The 23,729-nt window shown below is 47.7% G+C and carries 22 protein-coding genes; all 22 read left to right on the top strand.

Translation table 11 applies throughout. From position 1 onward, the window contains the following. On the top strand, nt 1–717 hold the full coding sequence (locus tag ABRS97_RS25940) for a cytidylyltransferase domain-containing protein (protein WP_367818880.1): 717 nt from the start codon (nt 1–3) through the stop codon (nt 715–717). A gap of 62 nt (nt 718–779) precedes the next feature. Further along, nucleotides 780–2,288, top strand: a complete 1,509-nt coding sequence (fliD, locus tag ABRS97_RS25935; RefSeq protein ID WP_367818820.1) for a flagellar filament capping protein FliD — start codon at nt 780–782, stop codon at nt 2,286–2,288. Between the two features lie 12 nt (nt 2,289–2,300). Then, nucleotides 2,301–2,681, top strand: coding sequence for a flagellar export chaperone FliS (gene fliS, locus ABRS97_RS25930; protein ID WP_367818818.1), 381 nt, complete (start codon nt 2,301–2,303; stop codon nt 2,679–2,681). An 11-nt stretch (nt 2,682–2,692) separates the two neighbouring features. Continuing rightward, entirely contained in the window at nt 2,693–3,055 is a 363-nt protein-coding gene (locus tag ABRS97_RS25925) for a hypothetical protein (RefSeq protein WP_367818816.1), read from the top strand. 37 nt (nt 3,056–3,092) lie between these two features. After that, a complete protein-coding gene (locus ABRS97_RS25920) occupies nt 3,093–3,449 on the top strand; it encodes a flagellar protein FlaG (protein WP_367818814.1) in 357 nt (118 codons plus the stop codon). Nucleotides 3,450–3,504: 55 nt separating this feature from the next. Then, nucleotides 3,505–4,599: a UDP-2,4-diacetamido-2,4,6-trideoxy-beta-L-altropyranose hydrolase gene (gene pseG, locus ABRS97_RS25915; RefSeq protein WP_367818812.1), complete on the top strand. Its 1,095-nt coding sequence runs from the start codon at nt 3,505–3,507 to the stop codon at nt 4,597–4,599. A gap of 13 nt (nt 4,600–4,612) precedes the next feature. Further along, the gene (locus ABRS97_RS25910; RefSeq protein WP_367818810.1) at nt 4,613–5,200 is read left to right on the top strand and encodes a formyl transferase; all 588 of its coding nucleotides are present in this window, start codon (nt 4,613–4,615) and stop codon (nt 5,198–5,200) included. 11 nt (nt 5,201–5,211) lie between these two features. Beyond that, nucleotides 5,212–6,273, top strand: a complete 1,062-nt coding sequence (gene pseI, locus ABRS97_RS25905; RefSeq protein ID WP_367818808.1) for a pseudaminic acid synthase — start codon at nt 5,212–5,214, stop codon at nt 6,271–6,273. Nucleotides 6,274–6,325: 52 nt separating this feature from the next. Further along, nucleotides 6,326–7,264: an SDR family NAD(P)-dependent oxidoreductase gene (locus ABRS97_RS25900; protein ID WP_367818806.1), complete on the top strand. Its 939-nt coding sequence runs from the start codon at nt 6,326–6,328 to the stop codon at nt 7,262–7,264. Between the two features lie 72 nt (nt 7,265–7,336). Next, nucleotides 7,337–8,545 carry a UDP-4-amino-4,6-dideoxy-N-acetyl-beta-L-altrosamine transaminase gene (gene pseC, locus ABRS97_RS25895; RefSeq protein ID WP_367818804.1) on the top strand — a complete coding sequence of 403 codons (1,209 nt, stop codon included), beginning with the start codon at nt 7,337–7,339 and terminating at the stop codon, nt 8,543–8,545. Nucleotides 8,546–8,961: 416 nt separating this feature from the next. Beyond that, nucleotides 8,962–9,159: a cold shock domain-containing protein gene (locus tag ABRS97_RS25890; RefSeq protein ID WP_367818802.1), complete on the top strand. Its 198-nt coding sequence runs from the start codon at nt 8,962–8,964 to the stop codon at nt 9,157–9,159. Between the two features lie 190 nt (nt 9,160–9,349). Next, on the top strand, nt 9,350–9,898 hold the full coding sequence (hpf, locus tag ABRS97_RS25885) for a ribosome hibernation-promoting factor, HPF/YfiA family (RefSeq protein ID WP_367818800.1): 549 nt from the start codon (nt 9,350–9,352) through the stop codon (nt 9,896–9,898). Between the two features lie 255 nt (nt 9,899–10,153). Continuing rightward, entirely contained in the window at nt 10,154–12,670 is a 2,517-nt protein-coding gene (secA, locus tag ABRS97_RS25880) for a preprotein translocase subunit SecA (RefSeq protein WP_367818878.1), read from the top strand. Between the two features lie 55 nt (nt 12,671–12,725). Then, nucleotides 12,726–13,836, top strand: a protein-coding gene (gene prfB / locus ABRS97_RS25875; protein WP_367818798.1) for a peptide chain release factor 2 whose coding sequence is annotated in 2 segments (ribosomal slippage) — nt 12,726–12,797 and nt 12,799–13,836 — 1,110 coding nt in all. Because the reading frame shifts where the segments join, the coding sequence is not laid out codon by codon here. Between the two features lie 147 nt (nt 13,837–13,983). Next, entirely contained in the window at nt 13,984–14,853 is an 870-nt protein-coding gene (locus tag ABRS97_RS25870) for a YitT family protein (protein WP_367818796.1), read from the top strand. Nucleotides 14,854–15,217: 364 nt separating this feature from the next. After that, entirely contained in the window at nt 15,218–16,270 is a 1,053-nt protein-coding gene (gene argC, locus ABRS97_RS25865; protein WP_367818794.1) for an N-acetyl-gamma-glutamyl-phosphate reductase, read from the top strand. A 12-nt stretch (nt 16,271–16,282) separates the two neighbouring features. Further along, nucleotides 16,283–17,509, top strand: a complete 1,227-nt coding sequence (gene argJ, locus ABRS97_RS25860; RefSeq protein WP_367818792.1) for a bifunctional glutamate N-acetyltransferase/amino-acid acetyltransferase ArgJ — start codon at nt 16,283–16,285, stop codon at nt 17,507–17,509. A gap of 40 nt (nt 17,510–17,549) precedes the next feature. Continuing rightward, nucleotides 17,550–18,347 (top strand): acetylglutamate kinase, encoded by a 798-nt coding sequence (gene argB / locus ABRS97_RS25855; protein ID WP_367818790.1) that lies wholly within the window; start codon nt 17,550–17,552, stop codon nt 18,345–18,347. 325 nt (nt 18,348–18,672) lie between these two features. Beyond that, the gene (locus tag ABRS97_RS25850; RefSeq protein WP_367818788.1) at nt 18,673–19,875 is read left to right on the top strand and encodes an acetylornithine transaminase; all 1,203 of its coding nucleotides are present in this window, start codon (nt 18,673–18,675) and stop codon (nt 19,873–19,875) included. Between the two features lie 26 nt (nt 19,876–19,901). Then, a complete protein-coding gene (gene argF / locus ABRS97_RS25845) occupies nt 19,902–20,861 on the top strand; it encodes an ornithine carbamoyltransferase (protein WP_367818786.1) in 960 nt (319 codons plus the stop codon). 43 nt (nt 20,862–20,904) lie between these two features. Continuing rightward, a complete protein-coding gene (locus ABRS97_RS25840; RefSeq protein WP_367818784.1) occupies nt 20,905–22,143 on the top strand; it encodes an argininosuccinate synthase in 1,239 nt (412 codons plus the stop codon). Between the two features lie 68 nt (nt 22,144–22,211). Beyond that, the gene (gene argH, locus ABRS97_RS25835) at nt 22,212–23,627 is read left to right on the top strand and encodes an argininosuccinate lyase (protein WP_367818782.1); all 1,416 of its coding nucleotides are present in this window, start codon (nt 22,212–22,214) and stop codon (nt 23,625–23,627) included. Nucleotides 23,628–23,729: the final 102 nt, after the last annotated feature.

Below are 23,729 nucleotides of genomic sequence, written 5' to 3'. Positions count from 1 at the left end.
GTGGTGATCATTCAGGCGAGAATGGGATCGACCAGACTCCCTGGAAAAGTGTTGAGAACCTTGGCTGGTAAAACGGTTCTTGCGCACGTAATTGAAAGAGTGCAAAATTTTCAGAACGTGCAAGGGATTGTGGTTGCGACAACAGACGGGACTCAGGACGATCCGATTGTTGAAGAAGCTAAGGCTCGAGGTGCTATGGTTTACCGCGGTAGCGAATCGGATGTTTTATCGCGGTATTACGAAGCCGCGCTGCAAGCGCAAGCAGATACAGTCATTCGGATTACTTCCGATTGTCCACTGATCGATCCGGAAGTTTCTTCCTTTGTGATCCAGGAGTATCTTATCGGCGAGAAATATGATTATGTAAGCAATACTTTGCAACGCACCTATCCGCGAGGATTGGATACTGAGGTATTTTCCTTCGCTTCTTTGGAGGCGGCACATCGGAAAACGCAAGAGGCCCATGATCGCGAGCACGTTACTCCCTATATATATAATAACCCGGAATGCTTTTTCAGCCGTTCTGTTGTATGTCAGGACGGTATTCCCGAATACCGCTGGACACTTGATACTCCTGAAGACTGGGAGCTAATCTCGCGGATTTATGAAGCTTTGTACCAGCCCGGTCGTTTGTTTTCATGGAAAGAAGCGGCATCTCTCATGCGTCAAAATCCTGATTGGGCGATGATTAATTCACATATTCAACAAAAGCAGTAAATCAAATCGGGACTTCTGCCGATATATAATATAAAACACTTGTGAATGCGAGGGTGATTCCATTGACGACTCGAATTAGCGGATTAGGCTCATCAGGATTGGATATTGATTCGCTTGTTAGCCAAATGATGAAGGCTAAACGAGCCCCTATCGATCAAATGATTCAGAAAAAGACATCTCTCACTTGGCAACGCGATGCTTATCGTGATATGAATACCGATATGTCAAGCTTTATGAATGAAGCGCAAAAGTTGACATATCAGTCCACATTTATGGCGAAAAAGACGACTTTATCGACCTCTGATACGAGCAAAGTACAGGTTACTCCGACAGCTAATGCATTGAGCGGAAATTTTACTTTGCAGGTAGATAAGCTTGCAAAAGTTGCGACCATCACCAGCACCGGTCCAGTTGGGGCTTTCTCCGGGACTGCCGGTACGATAAATGTAGCAGGGACGTTGGGCAACAAAGACATCACGATTAATGCCGGGGATAGTGTGAGTCAAATCGTTGCCAATATTAATGGAGCAACATCATCTACCGGGGTTAAAGCAATTTACGATCAGCTTTCCGACAAATTGACGTTCGTTAGCAACCAAACGGGCTCGACAGCGAAAATACATGTAAAAGAAACGACCCCCACATCAAATTTGACGAATCTCAAGATTGGTGCCGGTCAGATAGATACAGATGTTTTTGGACAGGACGCAGAAGTTTATTTCAACGGTAGTCCGGACGTTGTAAAGTCTGCTTCCAACTCTTTTACGTTGAACAACATCAACTTTACGTTGTTGGCAGACCCGGCTGGTGTCCCTTATACGATCAGCGGATCTAATAACTTGGATGTGGACACTATCGTTTCAACGATTAAAAGTACTTTTGATAAGTACAACACGTTAATCGATAAAACGAACAACAAATTAAGCGAAAAGAGATATCGCGACTATGCTCCGCTGACAGACGATCAGAAAAAGGATATGAAGGATGCGGATATTACTCTTTGGGAAGAAAAGGCGAAATCCGGTTTGCTGCGAAATGACAGCACAATAGATTCGGGCCTGTATGCAATGCGGAACGATCTTTCGAACAATGTATCCGGAATTGCGGCAGGGCAATATAATGATTTGTCGGATATAGGCATTACTACCTTCCCGAGCAGTGGTTCAAGCAGCTATCTGGCTTATCAGGAAAAAGGGAAAATTTATATTGATGAAGATAAATTGCGCACTGCGTTGCTAAATAATCCGGATCAGGTGGTCACTCTTTTTACAAAAGATGGAACACGCGATGTGAACGGCAATTTGACAACCGGGAATGATGCCGGCATTGGCACCCGTTTGTATGAAACTTTGAAAAAAGATATCGTCGCCGGACTTACGGCAAAGACGCAGGTCGTACCTTCACAGAGCTACTTGAACAAACAAATCGACGATTACGCAACGCGCATTACATCGGAGCAATCGAAATTATCCGACTACGAGCAGAAGTTGTACAGTCGGTACACAACGCTGCAAACATCCTTGGAGAAGTTGAGTTCCCAAAGTTCGCAACTTGCCAGTTATTTTAAATAATGGAGGAACCGTATGATTCAACCAGCAGCAAAAGGCTATAAACAAAACCAAGTGGACACGGCTCCTTCGGAAGAACTTACACTTATGCTTTATAATGGCGCCATTACATTTACAAAGCGTGCAAAACAAGCTATCGAGAATAAAGACTATAATCATGCTCATCAGCACATCACCCGTGTGCAAGATATTGTCGATGAATTGATCATTACCCTTGATAGGAAATATCCGATTTCTGAACAATTGCTCTTGCTCTACGATTACATGAAGAGAAGACTCATTGAAGCCAATGTCTCGAAGGATGTTTCTATTTTGGAAGAGGTTGAAGGCTTTTTTATGGAGTTTCGCGATACATGGAAACAAGCGATCGCTCTTGCCCGCAGCCAAAAACAGTAGGAGGAGCCCACATGGGACCGACTGAAAAGCTGTTTCATCAGCTAATTGACAGAACGGATGATTTGCTTCGGATGATTCAGTCTTCCCGGCAGGACGAGGGTCTGGAAGGTATGGAGCAACTGTATACAGAGCGCGAGTCGTTGCTGAAACAGTTGAGTGACAATCTGCAGCAAGATGCAGATGTCGGTAAATACCGGGCGTTATACGAATTTTGGCAGGCTAAGGAAACCGAATTGCGGAATTTCGTTCAAACCTCTTTACAAGAGACGGAAATAAAGATGAATGATGTCCAAAAATCCAGAACGATTTCCTCGCAATACGATTCTTATATGAGACAAATGCCGTATGGGGTCTTTTTCGACCGAAAAAAATAGAAGTAATTTTTCATATTTAAAGCACAGGGAGGGCAAAATGGAAATTCGACCGATTACTGATATTTCTGGTTTACAGGAGCGATCAGGTGCTCAGGAATACTCCAATGAGAAGAAGGTACTTAATCAAGGGGAAATTTCGGACGTTGAAATTCAACAAGATCGGACTTACAACAAAACAGAAATTAGCAAGGAACTCGACAATCTCAATAAAATGCTGCAGTCTAAAAATTCTCATCTCCATTTCGTTTTGCATGATAAGCTGCAAGAATATTACGTTCAAGTTGTAGATGACAAGACGAATGATGTGATTAAAGAAATTCCATCCAGGAAAGTTATGGATATGGTGGCTAATTTTTATGAGAAATTGGGCATCATTGTTGATAAAAAAATATAGGGCCCCCGTCTGGCGGGCTTTTTTCTTTCTCCACTGAAAGAAAGGATATGATCATGTGCAAGTAGTCATTCGAGCGGATGCATCTACCCAAATAGGAATTGGTCATGTAATGAGATGTTTGACATTTGCAAATAAGCTACGATCTTACATGGCTGATGTCATCTTTATTTGCCGGGAGTTGACCGGTCATATATGCGATGTAATTGAAGCTCAAGGGTTTAGAGTGATTAAGCTACCAAACGTTGGTCTCTTTCAATTGGAATCTGAAGATAATCCTCCACATAGTAGTTGGTTGGAAGCTGATCCTATGGTGGACGCAAGACAAACCTTGGAATATCTTAAGCAACTAGTTCCGGATTGGTTGATCATTGATCACTATGCATTGGATGAACGATGGGAAACGCTGATGCGATCTTATGTCAAGCATATTATGGTAATAGATGATTTGGCAGATCGAATTCACAACTGTGATCTGTTGTTGGATCAAAATTTATATGAAAAAGCAGATGAGCGATATAGAGGACTAATACCTGATCATTGTAGAACTTTTTTTGGACCGAGATATGCGCTACTAAGGGAAGAATTTTCAAATATTAAGCAGCGGAAAGAACGCGATGGTATAGTAAATCGGATATTAGTTTTTTTCGGGGGAAGTGATCCGGATAACGTAACGATGCTTACAATAAGAGCGATTTTGTCGTTAAATTTGTCAAATATTCATGTGGATATCGTTGCGGGCTCTTCCAATCCGAATAAGGGAAGTATTGCAGAGTGCTGCTTGGAGCTTCAAAACTTTCAATTCCATTGTCAAATAAATAATATGGCTGAACTTATGTCCAAATCTGATTTGGCCATAGGGGCGGGAGGTACTGCAACATGGGAACGTTGCAGTGTAGGACTGCCTGCAATCACCATTGTAATGGCAAAAAATCAGTGGGAAATTGCCTGTATGGTAGCGAAACAAGGCGCGATATGGAATTTAGGATATCATTATGACGTCGACGTCGAGAAAATTGCCCAAGCAATTCGTTATACTTTAACGCACCCATCAGCAGTTCGCCAAACAAGTATAAATGCTTTGAGCTTGATGAGCGATAATGAAGCAAACGGCAAAAACATACTAATTGCCACGATGCTAAAGGGGTTTTAAGGGTGAAATTAAATTGAATATTTTATATCTTGGACCTTACCATGAACAAATGATACAATTTTTAAAATCGTTTGGAGATACGGTAGTTCAAACCGAAGAACCCATTACTTTATTAACCTTAGAACAGAATAATATTGATTTTTTGATTAGTTATAGGTACCGGAGTATTCTGAAAAAAGAAATATTGGATCGGTTTGTTTATAAAGCAATTAATCTCCATACTTCATATTTGCCGTGGAATCGTGGGGCAGACCCTAATATTTGGAGTTTTCTGCATAATACACTTAAGGGTGTTACGATTCATTATTTAGATAGCGGAATCGATACAGGGGATATTATTGCTCAGAAAACTGTTGAATATATGCCTAGTGATACGCTGAAAACAAGTTATAATCGTTTAATTGCGGAAATCGAAGCATTATTTCTTGAGATTTGGCCAGATGTTCGTTGTGGTAACATAGTAGCGGTATCTCAACCAATAGCGGGAGGTACTTATCATAAAAAAGTTGATAAAGAACCTTATCTACACTTGTTGAACAATGGTTGGGATACGCCTGTTGAAAGAATAATTGGCATGGCAGATACTAAAAATTTATACTGAGGTGCTATGGCATGCATGACAAGCTCGAAATCGATATAGGAAATCGGAAAATTGGGTTCGGACATCGACCGTTCATTATTGCAGAGATGTCAGGTAATCATAATCAGTCTTTGGAGAGAGCTCTTGAAATTGTCGATGCAGCAGCTCGAGCGGGCGCACATGCCTTGAAAATACAAACATATACAGCTGACACGATGACAATCGAATCAGACCAGGCAGACTTTTTCATTAACGATGCCGAGAGTTTATGGAAAGGGCAGTCCCTGTACGGCCTTTACCAACAAGCACACACGCCATGGGAATGGCATAAAGTGATTTTTGATCGTTGCACGGAGCTAGGGATGATCGGATTTAGTACACCGTTTGATGAGACGGCTGTTGATTTTCTTGAGACATTAGATGTGGCTTGCTACAAAATTGCTTCTTTTGAAAATACAGATATACAGCTTCTTCGTAAAGTCGCCTCCACGGGCAAACCCATAATTGCCTCCACGGGGATGGCAAGTGTTGCTGAACTGGATGAGTTAGTGAAAACTGTGCGTGAAGCAGGATGTAAGGATCTTGTTCTATTGAAATGTACAAGTTCTTATCCGGCTACACCTGAACATTCGAATATCCGAACAATACCACATATGCAGCAATTATTTGATATTCAAGTGGGTCTATCAGACCATACGTTAGGCGTTGGTGTTGCGGTTGCGAGCGTCGCATTAGGAGCTACGGTGATTGAGAAGCATTTTACCTTGAGCAGAGCAGACGGTGGGGTAGATAGCGCGTTTTCTCTTGAACCTGATGAAATGCAAAGCTTGGTTGAAGAAACGGAGCGCGCATGGCAAGGTCTGGGTGCTGTATCGTATGGCGTTAGCGAGAAAGAAAAAAACTCTCTGAAGTTTCGTAGGTCTTTGTACGTGGTTAAAGATATGAAAGTCGGGGAAGCTTTTACAACAGACAATTTACGTGTCATTCGCCCTGGCTTTGGACTGCCTCCTAAATATAGAGATCTGCTCTTAGGCAAAACGGTGAAAAACGACATTCCAAGAGGAACTGCTGTAACGTTAGATATGATTCTATAATACTGACGTTTTATAGTAAATTTAAGCTATATCCTAGAAGGGGAAGATATAGATGAAAGCATTGGTTACAGGCGGTGCAGGCTTTATTGGCCGTTGGGTGGTCAAAAGGCTGTTGGAAGACGGACATAGCGTTTGGGTGCTTGACGATTTATCTAATGGTGAAGAAACAAATATAAATGAATTTAGAGCTCATCCTGGATTTAAACAATTCTTGAAAGGCGATATTAAGGATGAGGGTACTTTAGAACAGCTGTTTGATAATAAGTTCGACATCTGCTATCACCTGGGCGCGAGTATTAATGTTCAAGACAGTATCGACGATCCGCGTACAACATTTAATAATGATACGTTGGGTACCTTTTATGTACTAGAGCAATGCCGTAAGCATCAAGTGAAAATCGTTTTCATGAGTACTTGCATGGTCTATGATCGCTGTTTAGATGAAACAGGAATAACAGAGACACACCCAATTAAGCCAGCGTCCCCGTATGCGGGAGCCAAAATTGCAGCGGAGAATATGGTGCTTTCTTACTTCTATGCTTATGATTTGCCTGCTGTTGTGGTCCGTCCATTTAATACGTATGGGCCTTTTCAAAAATTTGGCGGTGAGGGTGGCGTAGTTGCCATTTTCATTAAGAAGAAGCTAAAGGGTGAAACGCTTCATATTTATGGTGAGGGAACGCAAACTCGGGACTTGTTGTTCGTCGATGACTGCGCAAGGTTCGTTGTAGAAGCAGGGTATTCGAATAAAGTAGATGGCCACATCGTGAACGCCGGTCTAGGCCACGATATTTCAGTGAATGACTTAGCGAAACTGATCGTTAAAGATGAGAGCAGAATCGAACACGTGGAGCATATCCATCCACAAAGTGAAATTCAAAAACTGCTGTGTAATTCATCAAAAGCTAAACAGTTGCTTGGTTGGGAACCAAAGACTTCGCTTGAGGACGGGCTTAAGCTTACCGAGGAATGGATCAAAACAATTTTGTAATCAATTTGGGCTGAGATGTGGTCAAATCCTACATTTCAGCCCGTTTTATAAACGTTAGAGGTGATACTATTGGTGCAAAAATCAGGGGAACAATTAGCGATTCAAGGTGGACGACCTGTACGCGATTCTTTACTGCCATATGGCAGGCAATGGATCGATGACTTTGATATCGAAATGGTGATACAAACCTTAAAATCGCCTTTTCTAACGCAAGGGCCGAAGATTAAGGAATTTGAGGATGCGGTGGCCCAGTATGTTGGCGCTAAATATGCAGTCGCATTTTCTAATGGTACTGCAGCGCTTCATAGTGCTTGCTTTGCTGCAGGTATCGGCGAAGGAGACGAGGTCATCACGAGTCCGATGACTTTTGCCGCAAGCGCGAATTGTGTTCGTTATCGTGGTGGAGATGTCGTGTTCGCTGATATTGAATCAGATACGTACAATATAGACAAATATAAGATTAAATCCTTGCTGACACCGAAAACGAAAGCGATTATACCCGTTGATTTTACGGGGCAGCCAGCTGATATGGACGAGATTATGGAGCTCGCCAGAGATCGGAAGCTGATCGTCATTGAAGATGCGGCACATTCCCTCGGTGCAGAATATAAAGGGCGCAGAGTTGGATCAATAGCGGATATGACGATGTTTAGCTTTCACCCGGTGAAGCATGTAACCACGGGTGAGGGTGGCATCATTACAACGAATTCGTCTGATTTATACGAAAAGCTTCTTTTGTTCCGCAGCCATGGTATTACACGGGATAAAGATTGGCTCGAACAAAAAAATGAAGGCGATTGGTATTACGAAATGCATGAACTCGGATTTAATTACAGGATGACGGATATCCAGGCTGCTTTAGGAAGCTCACAAGTAGGAAAGCTAGATGGTTTTGTAAAGAGGAGGAAGGAGATTGCCAAGCAATACTCGGAGGCATTCGCTAAGAATTCTACGATCATCACCCCTGCTCAAAAGTCAGATCGCGAATCGAGTTGGCATCTCTATATCATTCAACTTAAACTAGACGAGCTTACCGCGGGAAGAAAAGAAGTGTTTGACGCATTGCGCAAAGAGAATATCGGAGTTAATGTTCATTATCTCCCAGTTCATTTTCATCCTTATTATAAAAAGCTTGGTTATGAGAAGGGTATTGCCCCTATTGCAGAAACTTTATATGAAGGAATTATTTCTCTTCCGTTGTTTCCGGCGATGTTAGATTCGGATATTCAAGATGTGGTAAATGCGGTGGAGAAAGTGGTAGCTCATTACCGCAAGTCATGAACTAATTTGCGTAGGATCAAGAACCTTTTGCTGAGGCAAAAGGTTTTTTGCTTATTAGTCGATTTACAGAGTTTTTTTCAATCATCTTTGGACAAAGCATTTTCGTGGCAGTTCTACTTGTGCATAAACCAACCCCAATGGGGCCCCGATTCCCAAAAGTTTCATAAAGCATCCTGTGGATAATGTGCACAAAGTTGTGCATAACTTTGTTAATAATATGTAAAAAAACCCGATATGACAGGATTCTACATATTTTTTATTTATCCACGGCATGTATATACCCGAATTTTCTAAATATTTAAGCAAATAAAAAAGGGCAAATTGACAGGTCAAGCGGCTAGGTGATATAGTCGAAAAGTAAGGGCTTTCATTTTTATGGTTTTTCTATTTTTTAAAACGAAAGGAATGTGTACGTTATGCAAGGTAAAGTAAAATGGTTTAATGCAGAAAAAGGCTATGGTTTCATTGAGCGTGAGGATGGCGGGGATGTATTCGTGCATTTCTCGGCGATTCAATCGGAAGGGTTCAAAACATTAGATGAAGGCCAAGCGGTTGAGTTTGACATTGTGGAAGGCGCGCGCGGACCACAAGCCGCTAACGTAAGCAAACTATAAGCGTCCGGCACGAGCTGGTGCCGCTTGAATACATCTACGATTGCACTAGCACCCTGGGACATATCCTGGGGTGTTTTTCTGCATATTTTGTCTCTTTATGTTTTTTTGCAAATTGTAGATCGGAATTTAAAGGAATTATGAAGATGGGATAGAATGTAGTATAATGTAAGCAGGAAGGGAGATGTTGAACATGGAAATTAGCATTCGCGGAGAACACCTTGAAGTAACTGAAGCCCTCAGGGACTATGTCGACAAGAAATTGAATAGACTAGAGAGGTATTTTGAAGCTCCCCTTACATCCGATGTACAAGTAAAGCTAAGTGTAGTTAAAGGTCTGCAAGCCATTGAGGTGAGCATTCCCCTAACAGGCGTGCTGCTGAGAGCTGAGGAACGCAATACGGACATGTACGCATCCATTGATTTGGTTGTGGACAAACTTGAGCGTCAGATCCGCAAGCACAAAACCAAAACGAATCGTAAAATTCGCCAAGAAGGCGGCAAGCGTGATTTATTTAAGGTCGAGACATCGTCGGTTACTTATGCGGATGAGGAAGAAGATTTCGAGTTGGTGCGCAACAAGCGCTTCGCATTGAAGCCGATGGATGTGGAGGAAGCGATTCTCCAAATGAATCTGGTTGGCCATAGTTTCTTCGTATTCTCCAATATGGACACAGACACTGTGAATGTGGTGTATAAACGCGATGACGGCAAGTACGGTTTAATTGAGCCAGCGGTATAAATCGTTGTTAACCAACAGCCCTTATAAATTTTAGTTTACATTCCTATACTAATTAAAAAATGAGCTTGATTCGGCCTTGTCGAATTGAGCTTTTTTCTGTAGATGAGAAGTAGAATATGTGAAAAGATGAATTTTTTATCCCTTTTGGATAGATGATAGAAGGATTATATGAGGTTGAAAGCAGGCGTTTGTTGCGGCACGACCGCCAAACTGGTACAATTTAAGGATACGAATGCAAGGGAAAGGGGTTCACCGATGCTAGGACTAGTGAAGAAAATTTTTGGTGATTCCAATGAGCGGGAAATTAAACGGATGCTGAAAGCTGTTGACTTGATCAATGAGTTGGAAGCCACCATACAGCCGTTGTCGGATGAAGAACTGAAAGGCAAGACGGTTGAATTCAGAAACCGCATAGAGCAAGGCGAGGATCTTGATGATTTGCTGCCAGAGGCTTTTGCTGTTGTCAGAGAAGCGGGCAAGCGGGTATTGGGCAAACGCCATTATGACGTACAGCTCATTGGGGGTATGGTCCTTCATGAAGGCCGTATCGCCGAAATGAGAACAGGGGAAGGGAAGACGCTCGTAGGGACGCTTCCTGTTTATTTGAACGCTTTGCTGGGCCGAGGCGTGCATGTGGTTACGGTCAATGATTACTTGGCACAGCGGGATAGCGCTGAAATGGGCCAAATTTATGAATTCCTCGGTTTGACGGTTGGGGTTAATTTGCACGATCTGTCTCATGAAGAGAAGCAAGCGGCATACGCTTGTGATATTACTTATGGAACGAACAATGAATACGGATTCGACTACTTGCGTGATAACATGGTGCTTTACAAAGAGCAGATGGTTCAGCGTCCGCTGTATTTTGCGGTCATTGACGAGGTGGACTCCATCTTGGTCGATGAAGCGAGAACGCCGCTCATTATTTCCGGACAAGCTGCGAAGTCTACAGACTTGTACTATTCGGCTGACCGTTTTGTGGCAAAGCTGAAACAAGAAGAAGATTACACTATTGATATAAAAGTACGTTCCGTAGCGTTGACCGAAGAGGGTGTGGCGAAGGCGGAGCGGGCATTCGGCATTGAGAACTTATTCGATCATCAGAATGTGAATATCAACCATCACGTGACGCAAGCTCTTAAAGCACGCTTTATTATGAAACGTGATGTGGACTACGTTGTGCAAGAAGACGAAGTCATGATCGTTGATGAGTTTACGGGTCGTATCATGACCGGACGCCGTTACAGTGACGGGCTGCACCAAGCGATTGAAGCCAAAGAGCAGCTGCAAGTACAGAACGAGAGTATGACGCTGGCAACGATCACGTTCCAAAACTACTTCCGTATGTACCGCAAGCTTGCCGGTATGACCGGTACGGCGAAGACGGAGGAAGAAGAGCTTAAGAAAATTTACGGTCTGGAGGTTATCGTCATTCCGACGAACCGTCCGATGATCCGTAAGGATATGCCCGATGTAGTTTATAAATCAGAGAAGGGTAAGTTCAACGCGGTTGTTGAGCAAATCGTGGAGCGCCACAAATCGAACCAACCGGTGTTGGTCGGTACGATTTCCATCGAGAATTCGGAGCTTCTCTCCGAAATGCTCAAGCGTAAAGGTGTACAGCATAAAGTATTGAATGCGAAGTATCATGCGGAAGAAGCGGAAATCGTTTCTCGTGCGGGCCAACCGGGCTCGGTAACGATTGCGACGAACATGGCTGGCCGCGGTACGGACATTATGCTTGGCGAAGGCGTACATGATGCAGGCGGTCTGCATATCATAGGTACAGAACGTCACGAAAGCAGACGGATTGATAATCAGCTGCGTGGACGCGCAGGACGCCAAGGCGACCCGGGTTCTTCACAGTTTTACTTATCGCTTGAGGATGAGTTGATGAAGCGTTTCGGCGCTGAAAATATTATGGCGATGATGGATCGCCTAGGCATGGAAGAAGATCAGCCGATCGAGAGCAAATTGATCTCGCGTGCTGTTGAATCTGCGCAAAAACGCGTAGAGGGCAACAACTTTGACGTGCGTAAAGTGGTTCTCCAGTATGACGATGTCATGAACCAACAGCGTGAAATTATTTATAAACAGCGCCGCGAGCTACTGGAGTCTGAGAACATCCGTGAAGTCGTAGAGGGTATGATTAACTCGGTTATCGAGCGTGTGGTCAAGGCGCATTGTCCGGTGGAACAAATTCCGGAGGAGTGGGAGCTTCAAGAGGTTGCGAATTTCGTGAACAACAACTTGTTGGCGGAAGAAGGCCATATTAAGGATCAGGATATTTGGGGCAAAGAGCAAGAGGAAATTATCGAGCTCATCCAAGGGTTGGTCAGCAAGCGTTATGATGAGCGCGAGGAAGAAATCGGCGCGGAATTCATGCGTGAGTTCGAGAAAGTTGTCGCGCTTCGCGCGGTAGACAGCAAATGGATGGATCACATCGACGCGATGGATCAGCTTCGCCAAGGTATTCACCTTCGCGCTTACGGCGGTACGGATCCACTGCGCGAATATCAATTCGAAGGTTTCGAGATGTTCCAAGAGATGATCGAGAACATTCGCGAGGAAGTTGCGATGTACATTATGAAAGCTCACGTACAAAGCAACCTGGAGCGTCAAGCGGTAGCGGAAGGTCAAGCCGTTGATACGAAGAACGAAGCGGGCGGTAAAAAGCCGGTCGTTCGCGACGAGCAGCGTATTGGACGCAATGACCCGTGCCCATGCGGAAGCGGCAAGAAGTTCAAACAGTGCCATGGTCAAGGCAGCTAATCGCTGTCCGAGGTCGACGAGCAGAGGCACAACCAGAATAAAAGAGGTGTAAGACATGCTGGAACCAGAAGTAAAACAGGACTTAAGAGAAACAGCAAAGCGACTAACCGAATTACGGGGGTCTCTTTGACTTAGATCATAAGCTCGAAGCGATAGGTGATTTTGAGGAAAAAATGTCAGCTCCCGATTTCTGGGACGATAATGATCGGGCCCAGAAGACAATCGGTGAGCTCAATGCTATCAAAAGCGTTGTGGACCAGTTTCAAGGCTTCTCGAATGAGTACGACGACCTCACGGTTATGGTCGAACTCGAAGAAGAGGAAAGCGATGAAGGTTTAGTTGCCGATATCGAGGCGGGCATTGAAGCGCTTATTAAAAAGCTCGAATCGTTCGAGCTTGGCCTATTGCTCAATCAGCCCTACGATCGGCTGAATGCGATTCTGGAGCTTCACCCGGGCGCCGGCGGCACGGAGTCGCAAGACTGGGCGGAGATGCTGTTGCGCATGTACCGCCGTTGGGCAGAGAAGCGCGGCTACAAGGTCGAGGTTCTCGACTATTTGCCGGGCGACGAAGCAGGCGTGAAGAGTGTCACGCTGCTCATTACAGGCTTCAACGCCTACGGGTATTTGAAGGCAGAGAAGGGTGTGCATCGGCTCGTTCGTATTTCACCTTTCGATGCATCCGGGCGTCGTCACACGTCATTCGTATCTTGTGACATCATGCCGGAGATCGAGGACGATACAGAGGTTGAGATTCGCACGGAGGATCTCAAAATCGATACGTATCGGGCCAGCGGCGCCGGCGGCCAGCACATCAATACGACCGATTCGGCTGTACGGATTACGCACATGCCTACGGGCGTCGTGGTGAGCTGTCAGCAGGAACGCTCCCAGATCAAGAACCGCGAGAAAGCGATGAAGATGCTCCGCTCCAAGCTCTATGAGAAGAAAATCGAAGAGCAGGAAAAGCATCTTGCCGAAATTCGCGGTGAGCAGTCCGATATTGCATGGGGCAGTCAAATCCGTTCTTATGTGTTCCATCCCTACAGCATGGTCAAGGACCATCGGACCTCGGCAGAGACGGGGAACGTCGGTGCTGTCATGGATGGCGATCTGGATACATTCATTGATGCTTATCTCCGTCACCAAATCCGCAAGCCGGAATAGTTGCATTTCGCCGACTCGGGAGGCAGGCCGTTTGCTCAGGGCCGGAACTTGCAACCTGCGGCGGAGTGGCGCTTGCGCATACAAGCTAATCAAGACGATCATCCTACACCTGTCGGTGTAGGATTTTTTGTGAGAGGAGGGCCTGGAGTGCCTAGAAAAGAACGGCGTTTACGTATCGGGGGTCCAGTTCATACAATTTTTGAATACATATTGTTAATTCTCGGCTCGCTTATTATGGCGGCGAGCTTTAATGCTTTTTTAAATCCGAATCAAATCGCTTCCGGCGGAGTGGCTGGGGTTTCGACAATTGTCCAGCATGTAATAGGGCTGAATCCCGCGATTATTCAATGGGGGTTGAATATTCCGATTTTTTTGTTGGCGCTTTGGCTGTTAGGCGGGCAATTCGGGCTGAAAGCAGCGGTCGGCTCTGTCGTATTCCCGCTTTGCGTGCTCGTCACCACCCACATAGGAACGCCAACACATAATCCATTGCTGGCAGCGGTGTATGGCGGAATAGGGGTAGGACTTGGGCTCGGCATCGTATTCCGAGGACGAGGTTCAACCGGCGGACTCGGTCTGGCTGCCCAAATTTTGCATAAATACTCAGGTCTTAGCTTTGGTCTTTGTGTGGCGATCTTCGATGGTATCGTTATATTGAGCTCGGCGCTTGTGTTCACGCCGGAGAATGCGCTATATGCGCTGATTGCCCTATTTGTGACAACGAAGACGATTGATATCGTTCAACTCGGCTTTAACTACGCGAAGGTTGCATTCATTATTTCTGAGCAGACCGAGGCAATACGTAAGGTGATCCTGAATGATTTGGATCGCGGGTTAACCGAGCTCAGCGGGTCGGGTGGATACACCGGGGAATCGCGGACGGTGATGATGGTGGTTGTGAAACAGAACGAGGTGACTCGTTTAAAGACGCTGGTCCGCTCCGTTGATCCGCAAGCTTTTGTCATTTTGAGCGATACGCATGAAGTGCTGGGGGAAGGATTTAAAAGGCATGCTTGAGTTCATCATTCAAGGGGACGGCTCATAGCTCATAATAGCGAGAAAAGGGCGTTCGCCAATATTTCACTGTATCCTATAAAGAAGCTGGAAACGTAAAAGTTGCTTGGTAGGCGCTTTGTTTGGGATAATATAACTAATCGTTACGCTCACTGCAATTTGAATGGCTGTATAATTTGAATAAGATTATTGGAAATAGGAACGGTCGACAAGGATGACCCTCTGTTGTTTCATGTAACAAAACCGCGCGGATGCTGATCTTAAGCCCTTTTGAGGGGGCGGACTAGCAGGAAAAATTTCATTGAATTATTATGTATACGATTGTATAATAATACATATATTTTGGGGACGTTTGGAGGAATTTCTAATGGGAAATGCAATTAGAGCGGCTATTATTGGGGCCACTGGTTATGGCGGTGCAGAGGTGATTCGTCTTTTGCAGGCACATCCGCTGGTTAGCGTTACTTCAGTGATTTCGACTTCCAATGCGGGGGCACCGCTGGCGGATCATTTTCCGCATTTGCAAGAAATTATTGTGGATCTATTAGATGCACTTGACGTTGAGCTGATCGCTGGCAAGGCGGATGTGGTGTTCCTGGCGACACCTGCTGGCGTGAGTGCGGAGTTATCGCCTAAACTGCTTGAAGCTGGCCTCAAAGTGATTGATATTTCTGGAGATCTGCGTTTAAAATCACAGGCTGAATATGAAAAATGGTATAAGCGCACAGCAGCCCCGGAAGAGGCATTGGCGCGCGCCGTGTATGGTCTTTCGGAAGTGTTTGGCGAAGAGGTCAAGGGCAAAGATTTGATCGCGAATCCCGGATGTTATCCGACAGCTACGCTGCTCGGTTTGATTCCGTCTGTTGAAGCGGGTTGGATCGATCCTTCGACCATTATTATCGATGCGAAGTCAGGCGTCTCAGGGGCGGGACGCGGTGTAAATCTGGGTGTTCACTATTCGGAAGTGAATGAGAATTTTACGGCTTATAAAGTGAATAAACATCAACACATTCCGGAAATTGAGCAGGCGCTCAGCCGTGTGGCGGGCAAACCGGTAGTAACGACGTTTACGACACATCTGGTGCCTATGACGCGGGGAATTATGTCAACCATGTATGCGACTTTGAATGGCGGGCATACGAACGAGGACTTTATTGCGCTGTATCGCCAGTATTATGAAGGCCGCAAATTTGTGCGCATTCGGAACAATACTGGGAAAATGCCTGCGACGAAGGAAGTATACGGGTCTAACTACTGTGATATCGGCTTTGCGGTCGATGAACGTACGGGACGTGTTACGATCGTATCAGTCATAGATAATGTGGTTAAAGGAGCCGCCGGTCAGGCGATTCAGAATTTAAACATCATGATGGGCTGGGACGAGACGACGGGTCTGTTGTTTGCTCCAGTGTATCCATAACGGAGGACGAACATGTCGGGTCAAGAGATTTTTACAGTTGTGCCGGATGGCACAGTGACAACGCCGAAAGGCTTTCGCGCAGGCGGACTGCATTGCGGATTGAAGAAAACACAGCGCCACGATCTGGGCGCTATTGTGTGTGAAGTGCCGGCGGCAGCGGCTGGCGTGTATACGCTGAACGCGTTCCAAGCGGCACCGCTTCGCGTGACGCAGGAGAGCATCGCCCATAGCGGGAAGCTGCAGGCGATGATCGTGAACAGCGGCAACGCCAATGCGTGCACCGGCCAGCAAGGCGAGGACGACGCGCGAGCGATGCGCGCAGCCAGCGCGAAGGCGCTAGGCGTGGCCGAGCATCTCGTCGGCGTGACGAGCACAGGCGTCATTGGCGAGCTGCTGCCGATGGGCAAGGTGCTGAGCGGCATCGAGAAGCTGCCGCAGAGCGTGAAGGTAGACGGCGGCGACGACTTCTGCCAGGCGATCCTGACCACGGATCTCGTGCAGAAGATGACGTGCGTCCGTCTCGTGGTTGGCGGCAAAGAGGTTCACATTGCCGGGGCAGCCAAAGGGTCGGGGATGATTCACCCGAACATGGCGACCATGCTCGGTTTCATGACCACCGACGCGAACATCGAGAGCCAGTACCTGCAGCTGTTGCTTAGCAGGATTACAGATAGTACGTTCAACATGATAACCGTTGACGGCGATACAAGCACCAACGACATGGTCGTGGTGATGGCAAGCGGCCTTGCGGAGAACGAAGCTCTGCATCCGGAGCACCCGGATTGGGAAGCGTTCGCCGCAGGCGTGCAGTACGTTGGCGAGTACCTCGCCAAGGCGATCGCTCGCGATGGCGAGGGCGCGACGAAGCTGATCGAGACGACGGTTATCGGCGCGGAGAGCGAAGATGCTGCGCGTAAGATCGTGAAGTCAATCATTGGTTCGAGCCTCGTGAAGTCGGCCGTTTACGGCGCAGACGCGAACTGGGGTCGTATCATTGCGGCTGTCGGTTACTCGGGACAGCCCGTGAATGTAGACACGGTCGATATTCGCCTGGGCGATATCGCGGTTCTGGAGCAATCCCGTCCTGTGAAGTTCGACGAGGAAGTGGCATTGGCTTATTTGAAAACGGACACGATTCAAATTCATGTGAATTTAAATATGGGTACTGGCCAAGCGACGGGCTGGGGTTGCGATTTAACGTATGACTATGTGCGGATTAATGCGGCATACCGGACGTAAGAATTAGCAGGCGTAGCAGCCGCAATGGTAGGGGGAAACGATGGCTTTGAAAAACAATTGCTTTGTGATGAAATGCGGTGGAAGCACGTTGGCGGCTTTGCCGGCTAGTTTTTTCGAGGATATGCGGCAGCTGCAGGACGAGGGTATTGTCACCGTGATCGTTCACGGCGGCGGTCCGGCGATTTCGGAGACGCTGACCAAGCTGGGTATCGAGACGGAGTTCGTGAAGGGGCTGCGGAAGACGAATGAAGCGGTGTTGGATGTGGTGGAAATGGTGCTTTCCGGCCAGATCAACAAAGAAATCGTCCGTCGGATTCAATTAACAGGCGCAGCAGCGCTAGGGCTGTCCGGTGTGGATGGACACCTGATCGAGGCGAAACCGGTGAGCAATGCTCATGAGGTAGGGCTTGTCGGCGACGTGACGAAGGTAAATGCCGAATTGATTCAAGGCATCGTGAATATGGGGTACATACCGGTCATTGCGCCAGTGGGACTCGGTTCTGATGGCGGACAGCGGTACAACATCAATGCGGACACGGCGGCAGGCGCAGTGGCTTCCCATCTGGGCGTGGAACAAATGATCGTTGTGACGGACGTTCCCGGCATTATGAAAACGGTGGATGGCGAGAAACAGGTCCTGCCCGTCGTAAGCGTAGCGGAGATCGAAGCGATGATCGAGAGTGGCGATATTTATGGGGGGATGATTCCCAAGGTTCGTGCAGCGATCGCTTGTATACAGGGTAAAGTGCAGGAAGTTGTGATTGTTAACGGTTCGGAGCCGAATGTGCTGAGCAAGGTGCTCAAGGGTACGGGTATCGGTACACGTATTGTGCGATGAGCCAACTCGGTAACTCGTAACTTGGTAACTGAGCAGTTGGGCAATTGAATGGCTGAGCAACTGAGTAACTGATTAACTACAAGCTTCGCACCATCAAACGGAACGACGATCCTCTATTTGCTGGATATGGGATCCGAAAGCTATGCTAGCGGAACTGGAGTACGCTATTTTAACAGAAAGCGCTCGTGTAATGCTAAAATCAAGGAAATAAGTGATCGTAGTTCCGCCTACCTGCGGAATTCGATCTTCTATAAGCTAATAAGGCACTCACGTTCCGTTTAAAAGGACGTTTAACTATTCAAAAACCCTGAAGGAGGGAATATACATGACTGAAACGGGAAAAAGCTCACTCTTTCCAACTTACGCGAGATATCCGATCACGCTGGTGAAGGGAGAGGGCAGCCGACTGTGGGATGATACAGGCAAAGCATACATCGACCTGATGAGCGGGATTGCGGTGACGAACCTCGGACATGCGCCTCAGGCTGTCAAAGAAAAGCTGGTGCAGCAGTTGGATCAGCTGTGGCACGTCAGCAATTTATTCCACATTCCGAATCAAGAGAAGCTGGCAACTCTGCTGACAGATAACAGCTGCGCGGACGCCGTGTTTTTCTGTTCAACGGGCGCGGAGGCGAATGAGGCGGCGATTAAGCTAGCCCGTCGCTATTCACAGAAAGTGCTGCAGAATGGCCGCTACGAGATCATCACGTTCAATATGTCGTTCCATGGACGGACGCTGGCTACCTTAACTGCAACGGGGCAGGATAAAGTGAAGGAAGGCTTCCATCCGCTTCCAGAGGGTTTCAAGTATGCGCCTTATAATGATTTTGAGGCTGTTCGCAGCCTTGTGAGCGATAAAACTTGTGCGATCATGCTCGAAATGGTGCAAGGCGAGGGCGGCGTGCTGCCGGCTGACCCTACCTTTGTGAAACAAATCGCCGAGCTTTGCAAACAGGAGAATCTGCTTCTGATCGTGGATGAAATCCAGACGGGTGTTGGCCGTACGGGCAAGCTTTTTGCCTATGAGCATTATGGGATTGAACCGGATATTTTCACGTTAGCCAAAGGTCTTGGCGCAGGATTCCCTATCGGCGCTATGTTGGGCAAAGCGTATCTAGCTGAAGGTTTCAGCGCAGGCAGTCACGGATCTACGTTTGGCGGTACGCCGATTGCTACGGCAGCGGGGATCGCGGCTATCGAGACGGTGCTTGCTGACAAACTGCCGGAACGTGCAGCGGAGCTGGGGGCTTATACCGTAGAGAAGCTGGAAAGCAAGCTGGCAGGCAATCCGCTTATCGCGAAGGTGCGCGGCGTTGGTTTATTGATCGGCATTGAATGCACGCTGCCAGCAGGTGAAATCATTAGCGAAATTCATAAGCAAGGCGTGTTGGTGATTCCGGCAGGACCGAACGTGATTCGTTTGGTACCGGCTTTGACGATTCCTAAGGAAGATCTGGATAGCGCCTTGGATGTAGTTTGCGCAGTATTGGCACAGAAGGCGGCCGCCTCCGCGTCGCATACAGTCTAGAGTTAACAGTAGAGAGGTTGGATGAAATGAACAGTACCGTACAGGAAGAACTGGCTGCCCAATTGAAGGGCAAGGATTTTCTTGCTTTGGTTGATTATACAACGGAAGAAATCGATTATTTAATTCAATACGCGATTGAGCTCAAGCGCAAGCAGAAAGCCGGAGAGCCGCATGCTGTGCTTGCCGGCAAAACGCTCGGGATGGTTTTCGAGAAATCGTCGACTCGTACGCGGGTATCCTTTGAAGTGGGGATGTATCAGCTTGGCGGTCAAGCGCTATTCTTAAGTAAAAACGACATCCAGCTTGGACGCGGTGAAACGGTCTGGGACACGGCGCAGACCCTGTCTCGTTATCTCGACGGCATTATGATCCGTACCTACGAGCACCGTAAGGTGATCGACCTGGCTAGAGGTGCGACTGTGCCTGTTATTAACGGACTTTCGGATCATGCGCACCCATGTCAAGTGATGGCTGACTATCAGACGGTGCTGGAGAAAAAGGGTAAGCTGGCTGGGCTTAAAGTCGCTTATATTGGGGATGGCAACAATATGGTGCACTCCCTGATGATGGGTGCTAGCAAGCTGGGCATGCACTTTGCTGTAGCTTCGCCGGAAGGCTATGAGTCGGATGCACAAGTCATCCAAACTTCCAAGGATAACGCTGCACAAACCGGGGGCAGCATCTTGGTGACTCGCGATCCGCGGGAAGCGATCGAAAATGCCGATATCGTCTATACGGATGTATGGGCGAGCATGGGCTTTGAGGCGGAACAGAAGGAACGCGAAATTGCCTTCAAGAATTATCAAGTGAACGAAGAGCTTGTGAAATACGCGAAGCAGGATTACCTGTTCATGCATTGCTTGCCGGCACACCGCGGGGAAGAAGTGAGTGAAGGCGTCATCGATGGCGCGCATTCGATTATTTTTGACCAAGCAGAGAACCGTCTTCACGCGCAAAAGGCTATCATGGCCGCGACGATGATATAAATGATGACTACCAGCAATGGAGAGAAACGGAGAGAAGAAGAACATGGCTAAGGAAAAAATCGTACTCGCGTATTCCGGCGGGTTGGACACATCTGTTATTTTGAAATGGCTCAAGGAGACTTACGACGCAGAGATTATTGCGTTTACAGCGGATATTGGGCAAAAGGAAGAGTTGGATGGCCTGGAGGAAAAAGCGCTCCAAACCGGCGCATCCAAGATCTACATCGACGACCTGCGCGACGAGTTTGCGAAGGATTTCATCTACCCGATGTTCCAAGCGGGTGCTCTGTATGAAGGGCAGTACCTGCTCGGCACGAGCATTGCGCGTCCGCTGATCGCGAAGCGCATGGTCGAGATCGCCCGTGCTGAAGGTGCAACGGCGATTGCGCATGGCGCAACCGGCAAAGGCAACGACCAAGTGCGCTTTGAGCTGACAGCTGCAGCGCTGGCGCCTGAGCTGGGCGTTATCGCGCCTTGGCGCTTGGAAGAATTCCGCGAACAGTTCCCGGGTCGCGCGGAAATGATCGCCTATGCCGAGAAACACGGCATTCCGGTTACCGCGTCGGCGGCAAAGCCGTACTCGACGGACCGCAACCTGCTGCATATCTCCTTCGAGAGTGGCGTGTTGGAAGATCCTTGGTTTGACGCTGCTGCGGACGAGAACAAAGGGATGTACGTATTGAGCGTGGCTCCTGAAGACGCTCCGGATCAAGCCGAGTATGTGGAGCTTGATTTTGAAAAGGGCGATTGTGTAGGCCTTAATGGCGCGAAACTGTCTCCGCTGCAAGTCATGGAAGCATTGAATGAAATCGGCGGCAAGCATGGTATTGGCCGCGTTGATATGGTAGAGAACCGCTTCGTCGGCATGAAGAGCCGCGGCGTATACGAAACTCCGGGCGGTACAATCCTATTCACCGCTCATCGCAAAATGGAGTCACTGACGATGGACCGCGATGTCATGCACTTACGTGACTCGCTTATTTCGAAATACGCGACATTGGTGTACAACGGCTTCTGGTTCGCGCCTGAGCGTTTGGCCATTCAAGCGCTTGTAGGCGAAAGCCAGAGAAACGTTACCGGTACAGTGCGTTTGAAGCTGTACAAAGGCAATATCATGGCGGCTGGCGTGAAAAGCCCGGTTTCCCTGTACAATCCGGATATTGCGACGATGGAAGCAGATCCAACCAAGGCTTACGACCAAGGCGATGCAACCGGATTTATCCGCTTGAATGCATTGCGTCTGAAAGTATCCTCCGGCGTGGAGCAAAACGCAAAAAAATAGCAGGAGCATCTGGGCTTTCCCTACTAGCGGAAAGCCTTTGGGCTGTAAATACGAGAGGAGCATCAACCGTGTCTAAGCTTTGGGGTGGACGATTTACGAAACAAACCGACCAACTGGTCGAAGAATATACAGCATCGATTCTGTTTGATAAAGAGCTGGCTGAAGAGGATATTCAAGGCAGTCTGGCGCACGTGACCATGCTCGGCAAGTGCGGCATCCTGCCGGCTGATGATGTGGAGAAGATTAAAGACGGCCTGCACGAAGTGCAGCGGATGATTCGCCGCGGTGAATTGGAATATACCGTGCAGAATGAAGATATTCATATGAATATCGAGAAGACGCTGATCGACTTGATCGGTCCCGTCGGCGGTAAGCTGCATACGGGCCGCAGCCGTAACGACCAAGTGGCGACGGACATGCATCTGTACCTGCGCAAGCGGGTTGTGGAATTCGTCGGCCTCTTGATCAAGCTGCAAGAGGCGCTTCTGGAACAGGCCAAGAATAATCTGGATACGATTATTCCGGGTTACACGCATCTGCAGCGCGCGCAGCCGATTCTGTTCGCGCATCACATGATGGCTTACGTCAGCATGTTCCAACGCGACCTTGAGCGCTTGCAAGACAGCTACAAGCGCGTGGACATCCTGCCGCTTGGCGCTGGCGCGCTCGCCGGCACGACGTTCCCGATCGACCGCCATTTTGTGGCGTCGCAGCTTGGGTTCGAACGCGTGTACGAGAACTCCCTGGACGCGGTCAGCGACCGCGACTTCATCCTGGAGTTCCTCTCGAACGCGTCGATGATCATGATGCACCTTTCTCGCTTCAGCGAGGAGATGGTGCTCTGGTCCAGCACCGAGTTCGCGTTCATCGAACTCGATGATGCCTTCTGCACCGGCAGCTCGATCATGCCGCAGAAGAAAAACCCGGACGTCGCTGAGCTCGTCCGCGGCAAAACCGGACGCGTCTACGGCAACCTGTTCGGTCTGATGACCGTGCTCAAGTCCTTGCCGCTGGCTTACAACAAAGACATGCAGGAAGACAAAGAAGGCATGTTCGATACGGTTCGTACCCTGCAAGGGGCGCTCCAATTGTTTGCGCCGATGGTGTCCACGATGAAAGTGAACACAGCGCGCATGAGACAAGCAGTGAACCAAGATTTCTCCAATGCGACGGATATCGCGGACTACCTGGTTAACAAAGGTCTTCCTTTCCGCCAAGCGCATGAAGTGATTGGTAAAACCGTCCTGTACTGCATTCAAAATAAGAAGTATTTGCTCGATATGACGATCGAAGAATTCAAAACCTTCTCGAGCCTCTTCGAGTCGGATATCTATCAGGTGCTTCAGCCGGAGCAGGTCGTAAACGCTCGTAACGTTTTCGGCGGAACGGCTAGCAATCAAGTGTCGGAAGCGATCGGTCGTGCGGAGCAGGTGCTCCAAGCGTCGAACGAGTGGTTCCAGTCCTATTTGGAAAAAAGTAAATAAGCATGTTCAAAGGAAAAAACCTCCATACCCACGATTTAAGGTGGCCACTGACAAACTAATGATTTTTCGATGAGTTCTAGCAGTGGGTACAAAAAATGCGAC

The sequence above is a fragment of the Paenibacillus tabacirhizosphaerae genome, from assembly GCF_040812395.1.
GTDB lineage: Bacteria > Bacillota > Bacilli > Paenibacillales > NBRC-103111 > Paenibacillus_E.
The sequence above is the reverse complement of the archived record's forward strand: the minus strand, read 5'-3'. Positions and strand labels throughout refer to the sequence as shown.

Excerpts from the sequence above, each read along its gene's own strand:
- fliS (WP_367818818.1), top strand. The coding sequence starts at position 2,301 with ATGATTCAACCAGCAGCAAAAGGCTATAAACAAAACCAAGTGGACACG.
- ABRS97_RS25925 (WP_367818816.1), top strand. The coding sequence starts at position 2,693 with ATGGGACCGACTGAAAAGCTGTTTCATCAGCTAATTGACAGAACGGAT.
- ABRS97_RS25920 (WP_367818814.1), top strand. The coding sequence starts at position 3,093 with ATGGAAATTCGACCGATTACTGATATTTCTGGTTTACAGGAGCGATCA.
- pseI (WP_367818808.1), top strand. The coding sequence starts at position 5,212 with ATGCATGACAAGCTCGAAATCGATATAGGAAATCGGAAAATTGGGTTC.
- ABRS97_RS25900 (WP_367818806.1), top strand. The coding sequence starts at position 6,326 with ATGAAAGCATTGGTTACAGGCGGTGCAGGCTTTATTGGCCGTTGGGTG.
- ABRS97_RS25890 (WP_367818802.1), top strand. The coding sequence starts at position 8,962 with ATGCAAGGTAAAGTAAAATGGTTTAATGCAGAAAAAGGCTATGGTTTC.
- hpf (WP_367818800.1), top strand. The coding sequence starts at position 9,350 with ATGGAAATTAGCATTCGCGGAGAACACCTTGAAGTAACTGAAGCCCTC.
- secA (WP_367818878.1), top strand. The coding sequence starts at position 10,154 with ATGCTAGGACTAGTGAAGAAAATTTTTGGTGATTCCAATGAGCGGGAA.
- argC (WP_367818794.1), top strand. The coding sequence starts at position 15,218 with ATGGGAAATGCAATTAGAGCGGCTATTATTGGGGCCACTGGTTATGGC.
- argJ (WP_367818792.1), top strand. The coding sequence starts at position 16,283 with ATGTCGGGTCAAGAGATTTTTACAGTTGTGCCGGATGGCACAGTGACA.
- argB (WP_367818790.1), top strand. The coding sequence starts at position 17,550 with ATGGCTTTGAAAAACAATTGCTTTGTGATGAAATGCGGTGGAAGCACG.
- ABRS97_RS25850 (WP_367818788.1), top strand. The coding sequence starts at position 18,673 with ATGACTGAAACGGGAAAAAGCTCACTCTTTCCAACTTACGCGAGATAT.
- argF (WP_367818786.1), top strand. The coding sequence starts at position 19,902 with ATGAACAGTACCGTACAGGAAGAACTGGCTGCCCAATTGAAGGGCAAG.
- ABRS97_RS25840 (WP_367818784.1), top strand. The coding sequence starts at position 20,905 with ATGGCTAAGGAAAAAATCGTACTCGCGTATTCCGGCGGGTTGGACACA.